At 51.1% G+C, this 17,204-nt stretch carries 35 protein-coding genes; 33 read left to right on the top strand and 2 right to left on the bottom strand.

The features are described 5' to 3' along the window. Positions 1–223: 223 nt before the first annotated feature. Together bfd and bfr are read left to right on the top strand one after the other, a co-directional pair. A complete protein-coding gene (bfd, locus tag ACOI6Z_RS26765; RefSeq protein ID WP_004152415.1) occupies positions 224–418 on the top strand; it encodes a bacterioferritin-associated ferredoxin in 195 nt (64 codons plus the stop codon). A 73-nt stretch (positions 419–491) separates the two neighbouring features. Then, on the top strand, positions 492–968 hold the full coding sequence (bfr, locus tag ACOI6Z_RS26760) for a bacterioferritin (protein WP_004206792.1): 477 nt from the start codon (positions 492–494) through the stop codon (positions 966–968). Here bfr and ACOI6Z_RS26755 read toward each other — a convergent pair. Next, positions 952–1,437 (bottom strand): prepilin peptidase, encoded by a 486-nt coding sequence (locus ACOI6Z_RS26755; protein WP_064155798.1) that lies wholly within the window; start codon positions 1,435–1,437, stop codon positions 952–954. The genes bfr and ACOI6Z_RS26755 overlap by 17 nt on opposite strands. A gap of 382 nt (positions 1,438–1,819) precedes the next feature. On the opposite strand from ACOI6Z_RS26755, the gene rpsJ reads away from it, so the two are divergent. From rpsJ to ACOI6Z_RS26600, 31 genes are all read left to right on the top strand, one after another. Continuing rightward, on the top strand, positions 1,820–2,131 hold the full coding sequence (gene rpsJ / locus ACOI6Z_RS26750) for a 30S ribosomal protein S10 (protein WP_001181005.1): 312 nt from the start codon (positions 1,820–1,822) through the stop codon (positions 2,129–2,131). 32 nt (positions 2,132–2,163) lie between these two features. Next, the gene (gene rplC / locus ACOI6Z_RS26745; RefSeq protein WP_002919796.1) at positions 2,164–2,793 is read left to right on the top strand and encodes a 50S ribosomal protein L3; all 630 of its coding nucleotides are present in this window, start codon (positions 2,164–2,166) and stop codon (positions 2,791–2,793) included. A gap of 10 nt (positions 2,794–2,803) precedes the next feature. Continuing rightward, positions 2,804–3,409 (top strand): 50S ribosomal protein L4, encoded by a 606-nt coding sequence (gene rplD / locus ACOI6Z_RS26740; RefSeq protein WP_002919794.1) that lies wholly within the window; start codon positions 2,804–2,806, stop codon positions 3,407–3,409. Beyond that, positions 3,406–3,708: a 50S ribosomal protein L23 gene (gene rplW / locus ACOI6Z_RS26735; RefSeq protein ID WP_000617546.1), complete on the top strand. Its 303-nt coding sequence runs from the start codon at positions 3,406–3,408 to the stop codon at positions 3,706–3,708. Before rplD ends, rplW begins: the two co-directional genes overlap by 4 nt. 17 nt (positions 3,709–3,725) lie before the next feature. After that, a complete protein-coding gene (gene rplB, locus ACOI6Z_RS26730) occupies positions 3,726–4,547 on the top strand; it encodes a 50S ribosomal protein L2 (protein WP_002919786.1) in 822 nt (273 codons plus the stop codon). 16 nt (positions 4,548–4,563) lie between these two features. Further along, positions 4,564–4,842 (top strand): 30S ribosomal protein S19, encoded by a 279-nt coding sequence (gene rpsS / locus ACOI6Z_RS26725; RefSeq protein ID WP_001138115.1) that lies wholly within the window; start codon positions 4,564–4,566, stop codon positions 4,840–4,842. Between the two features lie 14 nt (positions 4,843–4,856). Beyond that, positions 4,857–5,189 (top strand): 50S ribosomal protein L22, encoded by a 333-nt coding sequence (gene rplV / locus ACOI6Z_RS26720; protein WP_002919773.1) that lies wholly within the window; start codon positions 4,857–4,859, stop codon positions 5,187–5,189. 17 nt (positions 5,190–5,206) lie between these two features. Then, positions 5,207–5,905: a 30S ribosomal protein S3 gene (gene rpsC / locus ACOI6Z_RS26715; protein ID WP_002919766.1), complete on the top strand. Its 699-nt coding sequence runs from the start codon at positions 5,207–5,209 to the stop codon at positions 5,903–5,905. A gap of 12 nt (positions 5,906–5,917) precedes the next feature. After that, a complete protein-coding gene (gene rplP, locus ACOI6Z_RS26710) occupies positions 5,918–6,328 on the top strand; it encodes a 50S ribosomal protein L16 (RefSeq protein ID WP_002919759.1) in 411 nt (136 codons plus the stop codon). Continuing rightward, entirely contained in the window at positions 6,328–6,519 is a 192-nt protein-coding gene (gene rpmC, locus ACOI6Z_RS26705; protein WP_002919754.1) for a 50S ribosomal protein L29, read from the top strand. The genes rplP and rpmC overlap by 1 nt, the downstream gene beginning before the upstream one ends. Further along, positions 6,519–6,773 carry a 30S ribosomal protein S17 gene (gene rpsQ / locus ACOI6Z_RS26700; protein WP_002919751.1) on the top strand — a complete coding sequence of 85 codons (255 nt, stop codon included), beginning with the start codon at positions 6,519–6,521 and terminating at the stop codon, positions 6,771–6,773. Before rpmC ends, rpsQ begins: the two co-directional genes overlap by 1 nt. A 165-nt stretch (positions 6,774–6,938) precedes the next feature. Further along, complete coding sequence (gene rplN, locus ACOI6Z_RS26695; RefSeq protein ID WP_002919748.1) at positions 6,939–7,310, top strand: 50S ribosomal protein L14; 372 nt, start codon at positions 6,939–6,941, stop codon at positions 7,308–7,310. 10 nt (positions 7,311–7,320) lie between these two features. Beyond that, a complete protein-coding gene (rplX, locus tag ACOI6Z_RS26690; RefSeq protein WP_000729185.1) occupies positions 7,321–7,635 on the top strand; it encodes a 50S ribosomal protein L24 in 315 nt (104 codons plus the stop codon). 14 nt (positions 7,636–7,649) lie between these two features. Then, on the top strand, positions 7,650–8,189 hold the full coding sequence (rplE, locus tag ACOI6Z_RS26685) for a 50S ribosomal protein L5 (protein WP_001096200.1): 540 nt from the start codon (positions 7,650–7,652) through the stop codon (positions 8,187–8,189). Between the two features lie 14 nt (positions 8,190–8,203). After that, complete coding sequence (gene rpsN / locus ACOI6Z_RS26680; protein ID WP_002919667.1) at positions 8,204–8,509, top strand: 30S ribosomal protein S14; 306 nt, start codon at positions 8,204–8,206, stop codon at positions 8,507–8,509. Positions 8,510–8,542: 33 nt separating this feature from the next. Then, positions 8,543–8,935 (top strand): 30S ribosomal protein S8, encoded by a 393-nt coding sequence (gene rpsH, locus ACOI6Z_RS26675; protein ID WP_002919665.1) that lies wholly within the window; start codon positions 8,543–8,545, stop codon positions 8,933–8,935. Positions 8,936–8,947: 12 nt separating this feature from the next. Further along, a complete protein-coding gene (rplF, locus tag ACOI6Z_RS26670; protein ID WP_002919662.1) occupies positions 8,948–9,481 on the top strand; it encodes a 50S ribosomal protein L6 in 534 nt (177 codons plus the stop codon). Positions 9,482–9,490: 9 nt separating this feature from the next. After that, complete coding sequence (gene rplR / locus ACOI6Z_RS26665; protein ID WP_000358960.1) at positions 9,491–9,844, top strand: 50S ribosomal protein L18; 354 nt, start codon at positions 9,491–9,493, stop codon at positions 9,842–9,844. Between the two features lie 14 nt (positions 9,845–9,858). Then, entirely contained in the window at positions 9,859–10,362 is a 504-nt protein-coding gene (gene rpsE / locus ACOI6Z_RS26660) for a 30S ribosomal protein S5 (protein WP_002919545.1), read from the top strand. A 3-nt stretch (positions 10,363–10,365) separates the two neighbouring features. Further along, complete coding sequence (rpmD, locus tag ACOI6Z_RS26655) at positions 10,366–10,545, top strand: 50S ribosomal protein L30 (protein WP_001140434.1); 180 nt, start codon at positions 10,366–10,368, stop codon at positions 10,543–10,545. A gap of 3 nt (positions 10,546–10,548) precedes the next feature. Further along, positions 10,549–10,983: a 50S ribosomal protein L15 gene (gene rplO, locus ACOI6Z_RS26650; protein WP_002919516.1), complete on the top strand. Its 435-nt coding sequence runs from the start codon at positions 10,549–10,551 to the stop codon at positions 10,981–10,983. A gap of 7 nt (positions 10,984–10,990) precedes the next feature. After that, complete coding sequence (gene secY, locus ACOI6Z_RS26645) at positions 10,991–12,322, top strand: preprotein translocase subunit SecY (protein ID WP_002919515.1); 1,332 nt, start codon at positions 10,991–10,993, stop codon at positions 12,320–12,322. 33 nt (positions 12,323–12,355) lie between these two features. After that, entirely contained in the window at positions 12,356–12,472 is a 117-nt protein-coding gene (gene rpmJ, locus ACOI6Z_RS26640) for a 50S ribosomal protein L36 (protein WP_000868187.1), read from the top strand. 146 nt (positions 12,473–12,618) lie between these two features. Beyond that, positions 12,619–12,975: a 30S ribosomal protein S13 gene (gene rpsM / locus ACOI6Z_RS26635; RefSeq protein ID WP_002919259.1), complete on the top strand. Its 357-nt coding sequence runs from the start codon at positions 12,619–12,621 to the stop codon at positions 12,973–12,975. Between the two features lie 16 nt (positions 12,976–12,991). Then, entirely contained in the window at positions 12,992–13,381 is a 390-nt protein-coding gene (rpsK, locus tag ACOI6Z_RS26630; protein ID WP_002919257.1) for a 30S ribosomal protein S11, read from the top strand. 33 nt (positions 13,382–13,414) lie between these two features. Then, entirely contained in the window at positions 13,415–14,035 is a 621-nt protein-coding gene (gene rpsD, locus ACOI6Z_RS26625; RefSeq protein ID WP_002919224.1) for a 30S ribosomal protein S4, read from the top strand. 25 nt (positions 14,036–14,060) lie between these two features. Continuing rightward, positions 14,061–15,050, top strand: a complete 990-nt coding sequence (locus tag ACOI6Z_RS26620; protein ID WP_002919219.1) for a DNA-directed RNA polymerase subunit alpha — start codon at positions 14,061–14,063, stop codon at positions 15,048–15,050. A 40-nt stretch (positions 15,051–15,090) separates the two neighbouring features. After that, positions 15,091–15,477, top strand: coding sequence for a 50S ribosomal protein L17 (rplQ, locus tag ACOI6Z_RS26615; RefSeq protein ID WP_002919206.1), 387 nt, complete (start codon positions 15,091–15,093; stop codon positions 15,475–15,477). 107 nt (positions 15,478–15,584) lie between these two features. Next, positions 15,585–15,953 carry a DUF1992 domain-containing protein gene (locus ACOI6Z_RS26610; RefSeq protein ID WP_032454201.1) on the top strand — a complete coding sequence of 123 codons (369 nt, stop codon included), beginning with the start codon at positions 15,585–15,587 and terminating at the stop codon, positions 15,951–15,953. Positions 15,954–15,955: 2 nt separating this feature from the next. Further along, complete coding sequence (gene zntR, locus ACOI6Z_RS26605; protein ID WP_023291172.1) at positions 15,956–16,381, top strand: Zn(2+)-responsive transcriptional regulator; 426 nt, start codon at positions 15,956–15,958, stop codon at positions 16,379–16,381. Between the two features lie 57 nt (positions 16,382–16,438). Further along, positions 16,439–16,717 carry an alternative ribosome-rescue factor A gene (locus ACOI6Z_RS26600; protein ID WP_023291171.1) on the top strand — a complete coding sequence of 93 codons (279 nt, stop codon included), beginning with the start codon at positions 16,439–16,441 and terminating at the stop codon, positions 16,715–16,717. On the opposite strand, the gene mscL is transcribed toward ACOI6Z_RS26600, so the two are convergent. Beyond that, a complete protein-coding gene (gene mscL, locus ACOI6Z_RS26595) occupies positions 16,653–17,066 on the bottom strand; it encodes a large-conductance mechanosensitive channel protein MscL (RefSeq protein ID WP_117091007.1) in 414 nt (137 codons plus the stop codon). The genes ACOI6Z_RS26600 and mscL overlap by 65 nt on opposite strands. Positions 17,067–17,204: the final 138 nt, after the last annotated feature.

Below are 17,204 nucleotides of genomic sequence, written 5' to 3'. Positions count from 1 at the left end.
CCGTACCGTTGGCGCGGGCGTTGTAGCTAAAGTTCTGGGCTAATTCGTTAGCTTTGAATAAAAAAGGGCGCTTCGGCGCCCTTTTTGCTGTCCGTCGTTCAGCGAAAAGGGCGGTGCTACTGGCGATTCATAACGTGCGCTGCGGCGGATAATGAGTAAATGGTCTATTGTAATCATAACTATTCTCATTTAATATTTGTGCATAAATTGAACGGGAGTTTATATGTACGTTTGTTTGTGCAATGGCGTCAGCGATAAAAAAATTCGCCAGGTTGTTCGCCAGTTTCAACCGCAATCTTTTCAGCAATTACGTAAGTTTGTTCCCGTTGGAAATCAATGCGGTAAGTGTGTTCGCGCGGCGCGGGAAGTTATGGAAGATGAATTAACCACCATGCCGGAATTCAAAGAAATCGCCTGAAGTCCACGCTTCTCTTTTGACATCCCTATAGGCCGGACTACGCTTCAATGAGTGGAAGCGGAGGGACTATATAATGAAAGGTGATGTCAAAATCATAAGTTATCTCAATAAATTATTGGGAAATGAGCTGGTCGCAATTAATCAGTACTTTCTCCATGCGAGAATGTTCAAAAACTGGGGCCTGATGCGCCTCAACGATATTGAGTACCACGAATCCATCGACGAAATGAAGCACGCCGATAAATACATCGAGCGTATTCTTTTTCTCGAAGGTATCCCGAATCTGCAGGATCTCGGCAAACTTGGCATCGGTGAAGATGTGGAAGAGATGCTGCAGTCCGATTTAAGACTGGAGCTTGAGGGGGCGCAAAACCTGCGCGAGGCGATCGCCTATGCCGACAGCGTCCATGACTACGTCAGCCGCGATATGATGATTGAGATCCTGGCGGATGAAGAAGGCCATATCGACTGGCTGGAAACCGAACTCGATCTGATCGGCAAAATCGGTCTGCAAAATTACCTGCAGTCGCAGATCAAAGTGTCAGACTAGCCAGCGTCTGACACCCGCACCAGAAACCCGCGGCCGCCAGAAATGGCCCAAACGGCAGCGGGTTGTTCCCCCTCCATTTACTGCTCCCGCCGTACCTGGCGTACAAACCTGATACTGCCCACACCGCGCAGGCGAGCAGCGATGCCACCAGTAGCAGCTGCGGCAGCAATCGCCAGCCATGCCAGGCGCCGAGGGCGGCGAGATATTTGATATCCCCATACCCCAACCCCTCATAGCCGCGGATCCCGCGATATAGCCAGTAAAGCGCAGCCAAACTGAGATAGCCGGCTATCGCCCCCCAGACGGCATCATGAAGCTGGTACGGCGCCAGACAGAGATAAAAAAGCAAACCACTCCACAGCAGGGGACAGGTGTAACGGTCGGGCAGCAGGCCGTGACGCAGGTCCTGGTGGCATAAGGCTAAGGTCAATCCGCTATAGCACAGCAAGAAGGGGAGGGCGGCGAGCATGGTTAACCCCGCAATCGTCAAAGAACATCGTCTCACTATGCTTATTGTCCCCGTACAGTGCAAAAGGGACTTCCCTGGAATGGATGGCGCCATCCGCGTTAATTTGCCGCGTTGTCACCCCGTACCGTTCGCTAGCGCGAAGGTGCGCAAATCCTGGTGATGATTTTCTAAACAGCACTTGCGTAGCGCCAGAATTTGCGTATAATGCGCGGGCCTGTCAAAGTTGACGGCCGGTTCAATATGAACCCTGGTAATCGCATTTGGGTTATCAAACAATGTCCCCAATCGGGGGGCTATGTAAGAACGGTTACACTCTCCCATCAATCGTAATGGGTATGAGGAGTAATCATTTCGTCTATAAAATAATTGGAGCTCTGGTCTCATGCAGAACCAAAGAATCCGTATCCGCCTGAAAGCGTTTGATCATCGTCTGATCGATCAATCAACCGCGGAAATCGTCGAGACTGCTAAGCGCACTGGTGCGCAAGTCCGTGGTCCGATCCCGCTGCCGACCCGCAAAGAGCGCTTTACCGTTCTGATCTCCCCGCACGTCAACAAAGACGCGCGTGACCAGTACGAAATTCGCACTCACAAGCGTCTGGTTGACATCGTTGAGCCAACTGAAAAAACCGTTGATGCTCTGATGCGTCTGGATCTGGCTGCCGGTGTAGACGTGCAGATCAGCCTGGGTTAATCAGGTCATCGAGCGATTGAGAGGTTGAAACAATGATTGGTTTAGTCGGTAAAAAAGTGGGCATGACCCGCATCTTCACTGAAGATGGCGTTTCTATCCCAGTAACCGTAATCGAAGTTGAAGCAAACCGTGTTACTCAGGTTAAAGACCTGGCTAACGATGGCTACCGCGCAATCCAGGTTACCACCGGTGCTAAAAAAGCTAACCGTGTAACCAAGCCGGAAGCGGGTCACTTCGCTAAAGCTGGCGTTGAAGCTGGCCGTGGTCTGTGGGAATTCCGTCTGGCTGACGGCGAAGAATTCACCGTAGGTCAGAACATTAGCGTTGAACTGTTTGCTGACGTTAAAAAAGTTGACGTAACCGGTACCTCTAAAGGTAAAGGTTTTGCTGGTACCGTTAAGCGCTGGAACTTCCGTACCCAGGACGCTACTCACGGTAACTCCTTGTCCCACCGCGTTCCGGGTTCTATCGGTCAGAACCAGACTCCGGGCAAAGTGTTCAAAGGCAAGAAAATGGCAGGTCAGCTGGGTAATGAGCGTGTAACCGTTCAGAGCCTGGACGTAGTACGTGTTGACGCTGAGCGCAACCTGCTGCTGGTTAAAGGTGCTGTCCCGGGTGCGACCGGTAGCGACCTGATCGTTAAACCAGCTGTGAAGGCGTGAGGAGATAGCAATGGAATTAGTATTGAAAGACGCGCAGAGCGCGCTGACTGTTTCCGAAACTACCTTCGGTCGTGATTTCAACGAAGCGCTGGTTCACCAGGTTGTTGTTGCTTATGCAGCTGGTGCGCGTCAGGGCACTCGTGCTCAGAAGACTCGTGCTGAAATCACTGGCTCCGGTAAAAAACCGTGGCGCCAGAAAGGTACCGGCCGTGCGCGTTCTGGTTCTATCAAGAGCCCGATCTGGCGTTCCGGTGGCGTGACCTTTGCTGCTCGTCCGCAGGACCACAGTCAAAAAGTTAACAAGAAGATGTACCGCGGCGCGCTGAAAAGCATCCTGTCCGAACTGGTACGTCAGGATCGTCTGATCGTTGTCGAGAAGTTCTCTGTTGAAGCGCCGAAAACTAAGCTGCTGGCACAGAAACTGAAAGACATGGCTCTGGAAGATGTGCTGATCATCACCGGTGAGCTGGACGAGAACCTGTTCCTGGCCGCACGTAACCTGCACAAGGTTGACGTACGTGATGCGAACGGTATCGACCCGGTTAGCCTGATCGCCTTCGACAAAGTCGTAATGACTGCTGATGCTGTTAAGCAAGTTGAGGAGATGCTGGCATGATTCGTGAAGAACGTCTGCTGAAGGTGCTGCGCGCACCGCACGTTTCTGAAAAAGCGTCTACTGCGATGGAAAAAACAAACACCATCGTTCTCAAAGTTGCTAAAGACGCGACCAAAGCAGAAATCAAAGCTGCTGTGCAGAAACTGTTTGAAGTCGAAGTCGAAGTCGTTAACACCCTGGTTGTTAAAGGGAAAGTTAAACGTCACGGACAGCGTATCGGTCGTCGTAGCGACTGGAAAAAAGCTTACGTCACCCTGAAAGAAGGCCAGAATCTGGACTTCGTTGGCGGCGCTGAGTAAGTCGGAGGAGTAATACAATGGCAGTTGTTAAATGTAAACCGACATCTCCGGGTCGTCGCCACGTCGTTAAAGTGGTTAACCCAGAGCTGCACAAGGGCAAACCTTTTGCTCCGTTGCTGGAAAAAAACAGCAAATCCGGTGGTCGTAACAACAATGGCCGTATCACCACCCGTCATATCGGTGGTGGCCACAAGCAGGCTTACCGTATTGTTGACTTCAAACGCAACAAAGATGGTATCCCGGCAGTTGTTGAACGTCTTGAGTACGATCCGAACCGCTCCGCGAACATCGCGCTGGTTCTGTACAAAGACGGCGAGCGCCGTTACATCCTGGCCCCGAAAGGCCTGAAAGCTGGCGACCAGATTCAGTCTGGCGTTGATGCTGCAATCAAAGCAGGCAACACCCTGCCGATGCGCAATATCCCGGTTGGTTCTACCGTTCATAACGTAGAAATGAAACCAGGTAAAGGCGGTCAGCTGGCTCGTTCCGCTGGTACTTACGTTCAGATCGTTGCTCGCGACGGTGCTTATGTCACTCTGCGTCTGCGTTCTGGTGAAATGCGTAAAGTCGAAGCAGACTGCCGCGCTACTCTGGGCGAAGTTGGCAATGCTGAGCATATGCTGCGCGTTCTGGGTAAAGCAGGTGCTGCACGCTGGCGTGGTGTTCGTCCTACCGTTCGCGGTACTGCGATGAACCCAGTAGACCACCCACATGGTGGTGGTGAAGGTCGTAACTTTGGTAAGCACCCGGTATCCCCGTGGGGCCTGCAGACCAAAGGTAAGAAGACCCGCAGCAACAAGCGTACTGATAAATTCATCGTACGTCGCCGTAGCAAATAATTTTAGAGGATAAGCCATGCCACGTTCTCTCAAGAAAGGTCCTTTTATTGACCTGCACTTGCTGAAGAAGGTAGAGAAAGCGGTGGAAAGCGGAGACAAGAAGCCCCTGCGCACTTGGTCCCGTCGTTCAACGATCTTTCCTAACATGATCGGTTTGACCATCGCTGTCCATAATGGTCGTCAGCACGTTCCAGTATTTGTTTCCGACGAAATGGTCGGTCACAAACTGGGTGAATTCGCACCGACTCGTACTTATCGCGGCCACGCTGCTGATAAAAAAGCGAAGAAGAAATAAGGTAGGAGGAAGAGATGGAAACTTTAGCTCAACATCGCCATGCTCGTTCTTCTGCTCAGAAGGTTCGCCTTGTAGCTGACCTGATTCGCGGTAAGAAAGTGTCGCAGGCCCTGGATATTCTGACCTACACCAACAAAAAAGCTGCTGTACTGGTCAAGAAGGTACTGGAATCTGCCATTGCTAACGCTGAACACAACGATGGCGCTGACATTGATGATCTGAAAGTTGCGAAAATTTTCGTAGACGAAGGCCCGAGCATGAAGCGCATTATGCCGCGTGCTAAAGGTCGTGCAGATCGCATCCTGAAGCGCACCAGCCACATCACTGTGGTTGTGTCCGATCGCTGAGACTCTGGAGACTAGCAATGGGTCAGAAAGTACATCCTAATGGTATTCGCCTGGGTATTGTCAAACCATGGAACTCTACCTGGTTCGCGAACACCAAAGAATTCGCTGACAACCTGGACAGCGATTTTAAAGTACGTCAGTTCCTGACTAAAGAACTGGCTAAAGCGTCTGTATCTCGCATCGTTATCGAGCGTCCGGCTAAGAGCATCCGTGTGACCATTCACACCGCTCGCCCGGGTATCGTTATCGGTAAGAAAGGCGAAGACGTAGAAAAACTGCGCAAGGTCGTAGCGGATATCGCTGGCGTACCTGCACAGATCAATATCGCCGAAGTTCGTAAACCTGAACTGGACGCAAAACTGGTTGCTGACAGCATCACTTCTCAGCTGGAACGTCGCGTTATGTTCCGTCGTGCGATGAAGCGTGCTGTACAGAACGCAATGCGTCTGGGCGCTAAAGGTATCAAAGTTGAAGTTAGCGGCCGTCTGGGCGGCGCGGAAATCGCACGTACCGAATGGTACCGTGAAGGTCGCGTACCGCTGCACACTCTGCGTGCTGACATCGACTACAACACCTCTGAAGCGCACACCACTTACGGTGTAATCGGCGTTAAGGTATGGATCTTCAAAGGTGAGATCCTGGGTGGTATGGCTGCTGTTGAACAACCGGAACCGGCTGCTCAACCTAAAAAGCAGCAGCGTAAAGGCCGTAAATAAGGAGCGTCGCTGATGTTACAACCAAAGCGTACAAAATTCCGTAAAGTGCACAAAGGCCGCAACCGTGGTCTGGCGCAGGGTACGGATGTTAGCTTCGGCACTTTCGGTCTGAAAGCTGTTGGCCGTGGTCGTCTGACTGCACGTCAGATCGAAGCAGCACGTCGTGCTATGACCCGTGCAGTTAAGCGTCAAGGTAAGATCTGGATCCGTGTATTCCCGGACAAACCGATCACCGAGAAGCCGCTGGAAGTTCGTATGGGTAAAGGTAAAGGTAACGTGGAGTACTGGGTTGCCTTGATTCAGCCGGGTAAAGTCCTGTATGAAATGGACGGTGTACCGGAAGAGCTGGCCCGTGAAGCATTCGGCCTGGCAGCAGCGAAACTGCCGATCAAAACCACCTTTGTAACTAAGACGGTGATGTAATGAAAGCAAAAGAGCTGCGTGAAAAAAGCGTTGAAGAGCTGAACGCTGAGCTGCTGAACCTGCTGCGTGAGCAGTTCAATCTGCGCATGCAGGCTGCAAGTGGCCAGCTGCAACAGACTCATCTGCTGAAGCAAGTGCGTCGTGATGTTGCACGCGTTAAGACTTTACTGACTCAGAAGGCGGGTGCGTAATGACCGATAAAATCCGTACTCTGCAAGGTCGCGTAGTTAGCGACAAAATGGAGAAATCCATTGTTGTTGCTATCGAACGTATGGTGAAACACCCGGTTTACGGCAAATTCATCAAACGTACGACCAAACTGCACGTACATGACGAGAACAACGAATGCGGTATCGGCGACAAGGTTGAAATCCGCGAATGCCGTCCGCTGTCCAAGACTAAGTCCTGGACGCTGGTTCGCGTTGTAGAGAAAGCGGTTCTGTAATAGAGTACGCATTCTCGATACGGATAAACGGCTCAGCGATGAGCCGTTTATTTTTTCTACCCATATCTGGTTTGTGGTGTTATAATGCCGCGCCCTCGATATGGGGCTTTTTAACGACCCTAATTTTCGGGTCTCAGTAGTAGTTGACATTAGCGGAGCACTAAAATGATCCAAGAACAGACTATGCTGAACGTCGCCGACAACTCCGGTGCACGTCGCGTAATGTGTATCAAGGTTCTGGGTGGCTCGCACCGTCGCTACGCAGGCGTAGGCGACATCATCAAGATCACCATCAAAGAAGCAATTCCGCGTGGTAAGGTCAAAAAAGGTGATGTGCTGAAGGCGGTAGTGGTGCGCACCAAGAAGGGTGTTCGTCGCCCGGACGGTTCTGTCATTCGCTTCGATGGTAATGCATGCGTTATTCTGAACAATAACAGCGAGCAGCCTATCGGTACGCGTATTTTTGGGCCGGTAACTCGTGAACTTCGTACCGAGAAGTTCATGAAAATTATCTCTCTGGCACCAGAAGTACTCTAAGGAGCGAATCATGGCAGCGAAAATCCGTCGTGATGACGAAGTTATCGTGTTAACCGGTAAAGATAAAGGTAAGCGCGGTAAAGTTAAGAATGTCCTGTCTTCCGGCAAGGTCATTGTTGAAGGTATCAACCTGGTTAAGAAACACCAGAAGCCGGTTCCGGCTCTGAACCAACCAGGCGGCATCGTTGAAAAAGAAGCTGCAATTCAGGTTTCTAACGTTGCAATCTTCAATGCGGCAACCGGCAAGGCTGACCGTGTAGGCTTTAGATTCGAAGACGGCAAAAAAGTCCGTTTCTTCAAGTCTAACAGCGAAACTATCAAGTAATTTGGAGTAGTACGATGGCGAAACTGCATGATTACTACAAAGACGAAGTAGTTAAGAAACTCATGACTGAGTTTAACTACAATTCTGTCATGCAAGTCCCTCGGGTCGAGAAGATCACCCTGAACATGGGTGTTGGTGAAGCGATCGCTGACAAGAAACTGCTGGATAACGCAGCAGCTGACCTGGCAGCAATCTCCGGTCAAAAACCGCTGATCACCAAAGCACGCAAATCAGTTGCAGGCTTCAAAATCCGTCAGGGCTATCCGATCGGCTGTAAAGTAACTCTGCGTGGCGAACGCATGTGGGAGTTCTTTGAGCGCCTGATCACTATTGCTGTACCGCGTATTCGTGACTTCCGCGGCCTGTCCGCTAAGTCTTTCGACGGTCGTGGCAACTACAGCATGGGTGTCCGTGAGCAGATCATCTTCCCAGAAATCGACTACGATAAAGTCGACCGCGTTCGTGGTTTGGATATTACCATTACCACTACTGCGAAATCTGACGAAGAAGGCCGTGCTCTGCTGGCTGCCTTTGACTTCCCGTTCCGCAAGTAAGGTAGGGTTACTTAATGGCTAAGCAATCAATGAAAGCACGCGAAGTAAAGCGCGTGGCTTTAGCTGATAAATTCTTCGCTAAACGCGCTGAACTGAAAGCTATCATCTCTGATGTGAACGCAACCGACGAAGATCGTTGGAATGCCGTTCTCAAGCTGCAGACTCTGCCGCGTGATTCCAGCCCGTCTCGTCAGCGTAACCGCTGCCGTCAAACAGGTCGTCCGCATGGTTTCCTGCGGAAGTTCGGGTTGAGCCGTATTAAGGTCCGTGAAGCCGCTATGCGCGGTGAAATCCCGGGTCTGAAAAAGGCTAGCTGGTAATTGTCACCAATTGAATCACGGGAGTAAAGACAGATGAGCATGCAAGATCCGATCGCGGATATGCTGACCCGTATCCGTAACGGTCAGGCCGCGAACAAAGCTGCGGTCACCATGCCTTCCTCCAAGCTGAAAGTGGCAATCGCCAACGTGCTGAAGGAAGAAGGTTTTATCGAAGATTTTAAAGTTGAAGGCGACACCAAGCCGGAACTGGAACTGACTCTTAAGTATTTCCAGGGTAAAGCTGTTGTAGAAAGCATTCAGCGTGTCAGCCGCCCAGGTCTGCGCATCTATAAGAAAAAAGATGAGCTGCCGAAAGTTATGGCCGGTCTGGGTATCGCAGTTGTTTCTACCTCTAAAGGTGTTATGACTGATCGTGCAGCGCGCCAGGCTGGTCTTGGTGGCGAAATTATCTGCTACGTAGCCTAATCGGAGGAAAAAATGTCTCGTGTTGCTAAAGCACCGGTCGTTGTTCCTGCCGGCGTTGATGTAAAAATCAACGGTCAGGTTATTACGATCAAAGGTAAAAACGGCGAGCTGACTCGTACTCTCAACGATGCTGTTGAAGTTAAACATGCAGATAATGCACTGACCTTCGGTCCGCGTGATGGTTACGCAGACGGTTGGGCTCAGGCTGGTACCGCGCGTGCCCTGCTGAACTCAATGGTTATCGGTGTTACCGAAGGCTTCACTAAGAAGCTGCAGCTGGTTGGTGTAGGTTATCGTGCAGCGGTCAAAGGGAATGTAGTAAACCTGGCTTTAGGTTTCTCTCACCCGGTTGATCATCAGCTGCCTGCGGGTATCACTGCAGAATGTCCGACTCAGACTGAAATCGTGCTGAAAGGCGCTGATAAGCAGGTGATCGGCCAGGTTGCAGCAGATCTGCGCGCCTACCGTCGTCCTGAGCCTTACAAAGGCAAGGGTGTTCGTTACGCCGACGAAGTCGTGCGTACCAAAGAGGCTAAGAAGAAGTAAGGTAACACTATGGATAAGAAATCTGCTCGTATCCGTCGTGCGACCCGCGCACGCCGCAAGCTCCAGGAGCTGGGCGCAACTCGCCTGGTGGTACATCGTACCCCGCGTCACATTTACGCACAGGTAATTGCACCGAATGGTTCTGAAGTTCTGGTAGCTGCTTCTACTGTAGAAAAAGCTATCGCTGAACAACTGAAGTACACCGGTAACAAAGACGCTGCTGCAGCTGTGGGTAAAGCTGTCGCTGAACGCGCTCTGGAAAAAGGCATCAAAGATGTTTCCTTTGACCGTTCCGGGTTCCAATATCATGGTCGTGTCCAGGCACTGGCAGATGCTGCCCGTGAAGCTGGCCTTCAGTTCTAAGGTAGAGGTGTAAGATGGCTCACATCGAAAAACAAGCTGGCGAACTGCAGGAAAAGCTGATCGCGGTAAACCGCGTATCTAAAACCGTTAAAGGTGGTCGTATTTTCTCCTTCACAGCTCTGACTGTAGTTGGCGATGGTAACGGTCGCGTTGGTTTTGGTTACGGTAAAGCGCGTGAAGTTCCAGCAGCGATCCAGAAAGCGATGGAAAAAGCCCGTCGCAATATGATTAACGTCGCGCTGAACCACGGCACCCTGCAGCACCCGGTTAAGGGTACTCACACGGGTTCTCGTGTATTCATGCAGCCGGCTTCCGAAGGTACCGGTATCATCGCCGGTGGTGCAATGCGCGCCGTTCTGGAAGTCGCTGGGGTTCGTAACGTTCTGGCTAAAGCGTATGGTTCCACTAACCCGATTAACGTGGTTCGTGCAACTATCGACGGTCTGGAAAACATGAAGTCCCCGGATATGGTCGCTGCCAAGCGTGGTAAATCCGTTGAAGAAATTCTGGGGAAATAAACCATGGCAAAGACTATTAAAATTACTCAAACCCGCAGTGCAATCGGTCGTCTGCCGAAACACAAGGCAACGCTGCTTGGCCTGGGTCTGCGTCGTATTGGTCACACCGTAGAGCGCGAGGATACTCCTGCTGTTCGTGGTATGGTCAACGCGGTTTCCTTCATGGTTAAAGTTGAGGAGTAAGAGATGCGTTTAAATACTCTGTCTCCGGCCGAAGGCTCCAAAAAGGCGGGTAAACGCCTGGGTCGTGGTATCGGTTCTGGCCTCGGTAAAACCGGTGGTCGTGGTCACAAAGGTCAGAAATCTCGTTCTGGCGGTGGCGTACGTCGCGGTTTCGAGGGTGGTCAGATGCCTCTGTACCGTCGTCTGCCGAAATTCGGCTTCACTTCTCGTAAAGCGATGATCACCGCAGAGATCCGTCTCTCCGATCTGGCTCACGTAGAAGGCGATGTAGTAGACCTGAACGCGCTGAAAGCGGCTAACATTATCGGTGTCCAGATCGAGTTCGCGAAAGTGATCCTGTCTGGTGAGGTAACTCGTCCGGTAACTGTTCGTGGCCTGCGTGTGACTAAAGGTGCTCGTGCTGCTATCGAAGCTGCTGGCGGTAAAATTGAGGAATAAGTAGCAGATGGCTAAACAACCGGGATTAGATTTTCAAAGTGCCAAAGGTGGCCTTGGCGAACTGAAACGCAGACTTCTGTTTGTGGTCGGTGCGCTGATAGTGTTCCGTATTGGCTCTTTTATTCCGATCCCTGGTATTGATGCCGCTGTACTTGCCAAACTGCTTGAGCAACAGCGAGGCACCATCATTGAAATGTTCAACATGTTCTCTGGTGGTGCTCTCAGCCGTGCTTCTATCTTTGCATTGGGGATTATGCCGTATATCTCGGCATCAATCATCGTGCAGCTGCTGACGGTGGTTTATCAACCGCTGGCGGAACTGAAGAAAGAAGGGGAGTCTGGTCGTCGTAAGATCAGCCAGTACACCCGCTACGGTACTCTGGTGCTGGCGATATTCCAGTCGATCGGTATTGCTACCGGTCTGCCGAATATGCCTGGTATGCAGGGCCTGGTGATTAATCCAGGCTTTGCATTCTATTTCACCGCTGTTGTTAGTCTGGTCACAGGGACTATGTTCCTGATGTGGCTCGGCGAACAGATCACTGAACGCGGTATCGGTAACGGTATCTCGATCATTATCTTCGCCGGTATCGTTGCGGGACTCCCGCCGGCCATCGCCCATACTATCGAGCAAGCGCGTCAAGGCGACCTGCACTTCCTCCTGTTGCTGTTGGTTGCAGTATTAGTATTTGCAGTGACCTTCTTTGTTGTATTCGTTGAACGTGGACAACGCCGCATTGTGGTAAACTACGCGAAACGTCAACAGGGTCGTCGTGTCTATGCTGCACAGAGCACACATTTACCGCTGAAAGTGAATATGGCGGGGGTAATCCCGGCAATCTTCGCTTCCAGTATTATACTGTTCCCGGCAACCATCACGTCATGGTTCGGGGGTGGTACTGGTTGGAACTGGCTGACAACAATTTCGCTGTATTTGCAGCCTGGGCAACCGCTTTATGTGTTACTCTATGCGTCTGCAATCATCTTCTTCTGTTTCTTCTACACGGCGTTGGTTTTCAACCCGCGTGAAACAGCAGATAACCTGAAGAAGTCCGGTGCATTTGTACCAGGAATTCGTCCGGGAGAGCAAACGGCGAAGTATATCGATAAAGTGATGACTCGCCTGACTCTGGTTGGTGCGTTGTACATTACTTTTATCTGCCTGATCCCGGAGTTCATGCGTGACGCGATGAAAGTGCCGTTCTACTTCGGTGGGACCTCGCTGCTTATCGTTGTTGTCGTGATTATGGACTTTATGGCTCAAGTGCAAACTCTGATGATGTCCAGTCAGTATGAGTCTGCATTGAAGAAGGCGAACCTGAAAGGCTACGGCCGCTAAAACTGGTCGCCCGAGAAGTTACGGAGAGTAAAAATGAAAGTTCGTGCTTCCGTCAAGAAATTATGCCGTAACTGCAAAATCGTTAAGCGTGATGGCGTCATCCGTGTGATTTGCAGTGCCGAGCCGAAGCATAAACAGCGCCAAGGCTGATTTTTTCGCATATTTTTCTTGCAAAGTTGGATTGAGCTGGCTAGATTAGCCAGCCAATCTTTTGTATGTCTGTACGTTTCCATTTGAGTATCCTGAAAACGGGCTTTTCAGCATGGTGCGTACATATTAAATAGTAGGAGTGCATAGTGGCCCGTATAGCAGGCATTAACATTCCTGATCACAAACATACCGTAATCGCTTTAACCGCTATTTTCGGTATCGGCAAAACCCGTTCTAAAGCCATCTGCGCTGAAACGGGCATCGCTGAAAATGTTAAGATCAGTGAGCTGTCTGAAGAACAAATTGATATTCTGCGTGAAGCAGTAGGTAAATTTGTCGTTGAAGGTGATCTGCGCCGTGAAATCACCCTGAGCATCAAGCGTCTGATGGACCTTGGTTGCTACCGTGGTTTGCGTCATCGTCGTGGTCTCCCGGTTCGCGGTCAGCGTACCAAGACCAACGCACGTACCCGTAAGGGTCCGCGTAAACCGATCAAGAAATAATCGGGGTGATTGAATAATGGCAAAGGCACCAATTCGTGCACGTAAGCGTGTAAGAAAACAAGTCTCTGACGGCGTGGCTCATATCCATGCTTCTTTTAACAACACCATCGTTACCATTACTGATCGTCAGGGTAACGCACTGGGTTGGGCAACAGCCGGTGGTTCCGGTTTCCGTGGTTCTCGCAAATCCACTCCGTTCGCAGCTCAGGTTGCAGCAGAGCGTTGCGCAGAAGCCGTAAAAGAATACGGCATCAAGAATCTGGAAGTTATGGTCAAAGGTCCGGGTCCGGGTCGCGAATCTACCATTCGTGCACTGAACGCCGCTGGTTTCCGCATCACTAATATTACTGATGTGACTCCGATCCCTCATAACGGTTGTCGTCCGCCGAAAAAACGTCGCGTATAACGCTGCGTTTTCCAGGTTAGTTGGAGAAAGAAAATGGCAAGATATTTGGGTCCTAAGCTCAAGCTGAGCCGTCGTGAGGGCACCGACTTATTCCTTAAGTCTGGCGTTCGCGCGATCGATACCAAGTGTAAAATTGAACAAGCTCCTGGCCAGCACGGTGCGCGTAAGCCGCGTCTGTCTGACTATGGTGTGCAGTTGCGTGAAAAGCAAAAAGTTCGCCGTATGTACGGTGTGCTGGAGCGTCAGTTCCGTAACTACTATAAAGAAGCAGCACGTCTGAAAGGCAACACCGGTGAAAACCTGTTGGCTCTGCTGGAAGGTCGTCTGGACAACGTTGTATACCGTATGGGCTTCGGCGCCACTCGTGCTGAAGCACGCCAGCTGGTTAGCCACAAAGCGATTATGGTAAACGGTCGTGTTGTTAACATCGCTTCTTATCAGGTTAAAGCGAATGACGTTGTCAGCATTCGTGAGAAAGCGAAAAAGCAATCTCGCGTGAAAGCCGCTCTGGAGCTGGCTGAGCAGCGTGAAAAGCCAACCTGGCTGGAAGTTGATGCTGGCAAGATGGAAGGTACGTTCAAGCGTCAGCCGGAGCGTTCTGATCTGTCTGCGGACATTAACGAACACCTGATCGTCGAGCTTTACTCCAAGTAAAGCTTAGTACCAAAGAGAGGACACAATGCAGGGTTCTGTGACAGAGTTTCTAAAACCGCGCCTGGTCGATATCGAGCAAGTGAGTTCGACGCACGCCAAGGTGACCCTTGAGCCTTTAGAGCGTGGCTTCGGCCATACTCTGGGTAACGCACTGCGCCGTATTCTGCTCTCATCGATGCCGGGTTGCGCGGTGACCGAGGTTGAGATTGATGGTGTACTGCACGAGTACAGCACCAAAGAAGGCGTTCAGGAAGACATCCTTGAAATCCTGCTCAACCTGAAAGGGCTGGCGGTGAGAGTTCAGGGTAAAGATGAAGTCATCCTTACTTTGAATAAATCTGGCATTGGCCCTGTGACCGCAGCCGACATTACCCACGACGGTGATGTCGAAATCGTCAAGCCGCAGCACGTGATTTGCCACCTGACTGATGAGAACGCTGCTATCAGCATGCGTATCAAAGTTCAGCGCGGTCGCGGTTATGTGCCGGCTTCTGCCCGAATTCATTCGGAAGAAGATGAGCGCCCAATCGGCCGTCTGCTGGTCGACGCCTGCTACAGCCCTGTAGAGCGTATTGCCTACAATGTTGAAGCTGCGCGTGTAGAACAGCGTACCGACCTGGACAAGCTGGTCATCGAAATGGAAACCAACGGCACAATCGATCCTGAAGAGGCGATTCGTCGTGCGGCAACCATCCTGGCTGAACAACTGGAAGCTTTTGTTGACTTACGTGATGTACGTCAGCCAGAAGTGAAAGAAGAGAAACCAGAATTCGATCCGATCCTGCTGCGCCCTGTTGACGATCTGGAATTGACTGTCCGCTCTGCTAACTGCCTCAAGGCAGAAGCTATCCACTATATCGGTGATCTGGTACAGCGTACCGAGGTTGAGTTGCTGAAAACGCCGAACCTGGGTAAAAAATCTCTTACTGAGATTAAAGACGTGCTGGCTTCCCGTGGACTGTCTCTGGGCATGCGCCTGGAAAACTGGCCACCAGCAAGCATTGCTGACGAGTAACCGGATCACAGGTTAAGGTTTTACTGAGAAGGATAAGGTCATGCGCCATCGTAAGAGTGGTCGTCAACTGAACCGCAACAGCAGCCATCGCCAGGCTATGTTCCGTAACATGGCAGGTTCGCTGGTTCGTCATGAAATCATCAAGACGACCCTGCCGAAAGCGAAAGAACTGCGTCGCGTAGTTGAGCCGCTGATTACTCTTGCCAAGACTGATAGCGTTGCTAATCGTCGTCTGGCATTCGCCCGTACTCGTGATAACGAGATCGTGGCAAAACTGTTTAACGAGCTGGGCCCGCGTTTCGCGAGCCGCGCCGGTGGTTACACTCGCATTCTGAAGTGTGGCTTCCGTGCAGGCGACAACGCGCCGATGGCATACATCGAGCTGGTTGATCGTGCTGAGCCGAAAGCAGAAGCTGCTGCAGAGTAATCTGTAGTAACGTAAAAAAACCCGCCCCGGCGGGTTTTTTTATATCTACCCCATCCCCACTTCACTACAATATCTGTACTCTTTTTGTTCATCCCCGGAGCCGTAGAATGTGGTTACTGGATCAGTGGGCAGAACGCCATATCCTCGATGCCCAAACCAAAGGCGAGTTCGATAATTTACCCGGTAGCGGCGTGCCGCTAACGCTCGATGACGATTCGCATGTACCGGCCGAGCTGCGGGCAGGCTATCGCCTTCTGAAGAATGCAGGGTGTCTTCCCCCGGAGCTGGAGCAGCGCAAAGAAGCGGTGGCTCTGGCAGACTTGCTGAAGGGGGTCCGTCAGGACGACCCGCGGCATGCCGAACTCAGCAAGCGCCTCGCTCTGCTCGAGCTTAAGCTGCGTCAGGCAGGACTGAACACCGACTTTTTACGCGGTGAGTACGCCGATGCGTTGCTGCACAAAATTAATCAGGAGTGAATATGTATCGTATTGGTGAGCTGGCAAAACTGGCTGATGTGACGCCAGATACCATCCGTTATTATGAAAAACAGCAAATGATGGATCATGACGTGCGCACTGAGGGGGGATTTCGTCTTTACTCGGATAACGATCTTCAGCGTTTGCGCTTTATTCGCTATGCCCGTCAGCTGGGCTTTACTCTGGAAGCGATCCGCGAATTATTGTCGATCCGTATCGATCCGGAGCATCACACCTGTCAGGAGTCGAAAGGGATCGTTCAGGCGCGATTAAGCGAAGTTGAGGCGCGGATCAACGAGCTACAAACGATGCGTCGCTCTCTGCAACGGCTCAATGATGCCTGCTGTGGCACAGCTCACAGCAGCGTTTACTGTTCGATCCTCGAGGCCCTTGAGCAAGGCGCCAGCAACGGCAATACCGGGCGTTGATTTTTTGTGCGCGCGGATCTACACTCGCGCGGAATTCACACATCCACTGGAGTTACTATGAGTCGCTATCAGCATACCAAAGGACAAATTAAAGATAACGCCATTGAGGCACTTCTCCACGATCCATTATTCAGGCAGCGCGTAGAGAAGAATAAGAAAGGGAAAGGAAGCTATCAACGTAAAGATAAACATGCAGCAAGGAATGACCGGGAGGCCAGTGGCAAGCAAGCGAATCGCTTTTTTACCACTGGCCTTCTGCTTTCACTGCTGATTAAGAACGGTTGTTTTGTTCTTTCAGCAGATCGCGAATTTCGCTCAGCAGGACTTCTTCTTTAGAGGGCGCTGGCGGTGCCGCCGGAGCCTCTTCTTTCTTACGATTTAACTTATTCATCAGTTTAATCGCCATGAAAATGGCAAATGCGACGATGATGAAATCGAAAACGTTCTGAATAAACACCCCGTAGTGCATCACCACTGCCGGTACATCACCCTGGACATCGCGCAGCGTGACGGCAAACTGTTTAAAATCGATCCCGCCAATCAACAGGCCGAGCGGCGGCATAATAATATCCGCGACCAGCGACGAAACAATTTTACCGAATGCTGCACCGATGATCACACCCACTGCCAAATCGACAACGTTCCCGCGCATCGCGAATTCGCGAAACTCTTTTAAAAAACTCATTTTATTCTCCTTGAGCCAGCTGACGTTGTAAGTTTAACAAATGTATTTTCATTTGCCATTCCCCGTAGAGCGTTACAGGAAAATATTAACCTTTGAATAATAAGGGATAATAAAAGGCGCCTGTTCGACGCCCTGGGA

Source organism: Klebsiella sp. C239 (genome assembly GCF_048822715.1).
Lineage (GTDB): Bacteria > Pseudomonadota > Gammaproteobacteria > Enterobacterales > Enterobacteriaceae > Klebsiella > Klebsiella quasipneumoniae.
Note: the sequence above shows the minus strand (reverse complement) of the source record. Positions and strands in the feature narration are given on the sequence as shown.

Excerpts from the sequence above, each read along its gene's own strand:
- rpmJ (WP_000868187.1), top strand. The coding sequence starts at position 12,356 with ATGAAAGTTCGTGCTTCCGTCAAGAAATTATGCCGTAACTGCAAAATC.
- rpsQ (WP_002919751.1), top strand. The coding sequence starts at position 6,519 with ATGACCGATAAAATCCGTACTCTGCAAGGTCGCGTAGTTAGCGACAAA.
- rplF (WP_002919662.1), top strand. The coding sequence starts at position 8,948 with ATGTCTCGTGTTGCTAAAGCACCGGTCGTTGTTCCTGCCGGCGTTGAT.
- ACOI6Z_RS26610 (WP_032454201.1), top strand. The coding sequence starts at position 15,585 with ATGTGGTTACTGGATCAGTGGGCAGAACGCCATATCCTCGATGCCCAA.
- rplD (WP_002919794.1), top strand. The coding sequence starts at position 2,804 with ATGGAATTAGTATTGAAAGACGCGCAGAGCGCGCTGACTGTTTCCGAA.
- rplW (WP_000617546.1), top strand. The coding sequence starts at position 3,406 with ATGATTCGTGAAGAACGTCTGCTGAAGGTGCTGCGCGCACCGCACGTT.
- rpmD (WP_001140434.1), top strand. The coding sequence starts at position 10,366 with ATGGCAAAGACTATTAAAATTACTCAAACCCGCAGTGCAATCGGTCGT.
- rpsJ (WP_001181005.1), top strand. The coding sequence starts at position 1,820 with ATGCAGAACCAAAGAATCCGTATCCGCCTGAAAGCGTTTGATCATCGT.
- rplV (WP_002919773.1), top strand. The coding sequence starts at position 4,857 with ATGGAAACTTTAGCTCAACATCGCCATGCTCGTTCTTCTGCTCAGAAG.
- rplP (WP_002919759.1), top strand. The coding sequence starts at position 5,918 with ATGTTACAACCAAAGCGTACAAAATTCCGTAAAGTGCACAAAGGCCGC.
- rpsC (WP_002919766.1), top strand. The coding sequence starts at position 5,207 with ATGGGTCAGAAAGTACATCCTAATGGTATTCGCCTGGGTATTGTCAAA.
- ACOI6Z_RS26620 (WP_002919219.1), top strand. The coding sequence starts at position 14,061 with ATGCAGGGTTCTGTGACAGAGTTTCTAAAACCGCGCCTGGTCGATATC.
- rpsN (WP_002919667.1), top strand. The coding sequence starts at position 8,204 with ATGGCTAAGCAATCAATGAAAGCACGCGAAGTAAAGCGCGTGGCTTTA.
- bfd (WP_004152415.1), top strand. The coding sequence starts at position 224 with ATGTACGTTTGTTTGTGCAATGGCGTCAGCGATAAAAAAATTCGCCAG.
- rplR (WP_000358960.1), top strand. The coding sequence starts at position 9,491 with ATGGATAAGAAATCTGCTCGTATCCGTCGTGCGACCCGCGCACGCCGC.
- rpsK (WP_002919257.1), top strand. The coding sequence starts at position 12,992 with ATGGCAAAGGCACCAATTCGTGCACGTAAGCGTGTAAGAAAACAAGTC.
- rplO (WP_002919516.1), top strand. The coding sequence starts at position 10,549 with ATGCGTTTAAATACTCTGTCTCCGGCCGAAGGCTCCAAAAAGGCGGGT.
- rplQ (WP_002919206.1), top strand. The coding sequence starts at position 15,091 with ATGCGCCATCGTAAGAGTGGTCGTCAACTGAACCGCAACAGCAGCCAT.
- rplC (WP_002919796.1), top strand. The coding sequence starts at position 2,164 with ATGATTGGTTTAGTCGGTAAAAAAGTGGGCATGACCCGCATCTTCACT.
- ACOI6Z_RS26755 (WP_064155798.1), bottom strand. The coding sequence starts at position 1,437 with ATGCTCGCCGCCCTCCCCTTCTTGCTGTGCTATAGCGGATTGACCTTA.
- rplE (WP_001096200.1), top strand. The coding sequence starts at position 7,650 with ATGGCGAAACTGCATGATTACTACAAAGACGAAGTAGTTAAGAAACTC.
- rplX (WP_000729185.1), top strand. The coding sequence starts at position 7,321 with ATGGCAGCGAAAATCCGTCGTGATGACGAAGTTATCGTGTTAACCGGT.
- rpsE (WP_002919545.1), top strand. The coding sequence starts at position 9,859 with ATGGCTCACATCGAAAAACAAGCTGGCGAACTGCAGGAAAAGCTGATC.
- zntR (WP_023291172.1), top strand. The coding sequence starts at position 15,956 with ATGTATCGTATTGGTGAGCTGGCAAAACTGGCTGATGTGACGCCAGAT.
- rpmC (WP_002919754.1), top strand. The coding sequence starts at position 6,328 with ATGAAAGCAAAAGAGCTGCGTGAAAAAAGCGTTGAAGAGCTGAACGCT.
- rpsD (WP_002919224.1), top strand. The coding sequence starts at position 13,415 with ATGGCAAGATATTTGGGTCCTAAGCTCAAGCTGAGCCGTCGTGAGGGC.
- rplB (WP_002919786.1), top strand. The coding sequence starts at position 3,726 with ATGGCAGTTGTTAAATGTAAACCGACATCTCCGGGTCGTCGCCACGTC.
- ACOI6Z_RS26600 (WP_023291171.1), top strand. The coding sequence starts at position 16,439 with ATGAGTCGCTATCAGCATACCAAAGGACAAATTAAAGATAACGCCATT.
- mscL (WP_117091007.1), bottom strand. The coding sequence starts at position 17,066 with ATGAGTTTTTTAAAAGAGTTTCGCGAATTCGCGATGCGCGGGAACGTT.
- rpsH (WP_002919665.1), top strand. The coding sequence starts at position 8,543 with ATGAGCATGCAAGATCCGATCGCGGATATGCTGACCCGTATCCGTAAC.
- bfr (WP_004206792.1), top strand. The coding sequence starts at position 492 with ATGAAAGGTGATGTCAAAATCATAAGTTATCTCAATAAATTATTGGGA.
- secY (WP_002919515.1), top strand. The coding sequence starts at position 10,991 with ATGGCTAAACAACCGGGATTAGATTTTCAAAGTGCCAAAGGTGGCCTT.
- rplN (WP_002919748.1), top strand. The coding sequence starts at position 6,939 with ATGATCCAAGAACAGACTATGCTGAACGTCGCCGACAACTCCGGTGCA.
- rpsS (WP_001138115.1), top strand. The coding sequence starts at position 4,564 with ATGCCACGTTCTCTCAAGAAAGGTCCTTTTATTGACCTGCACTTGCTG.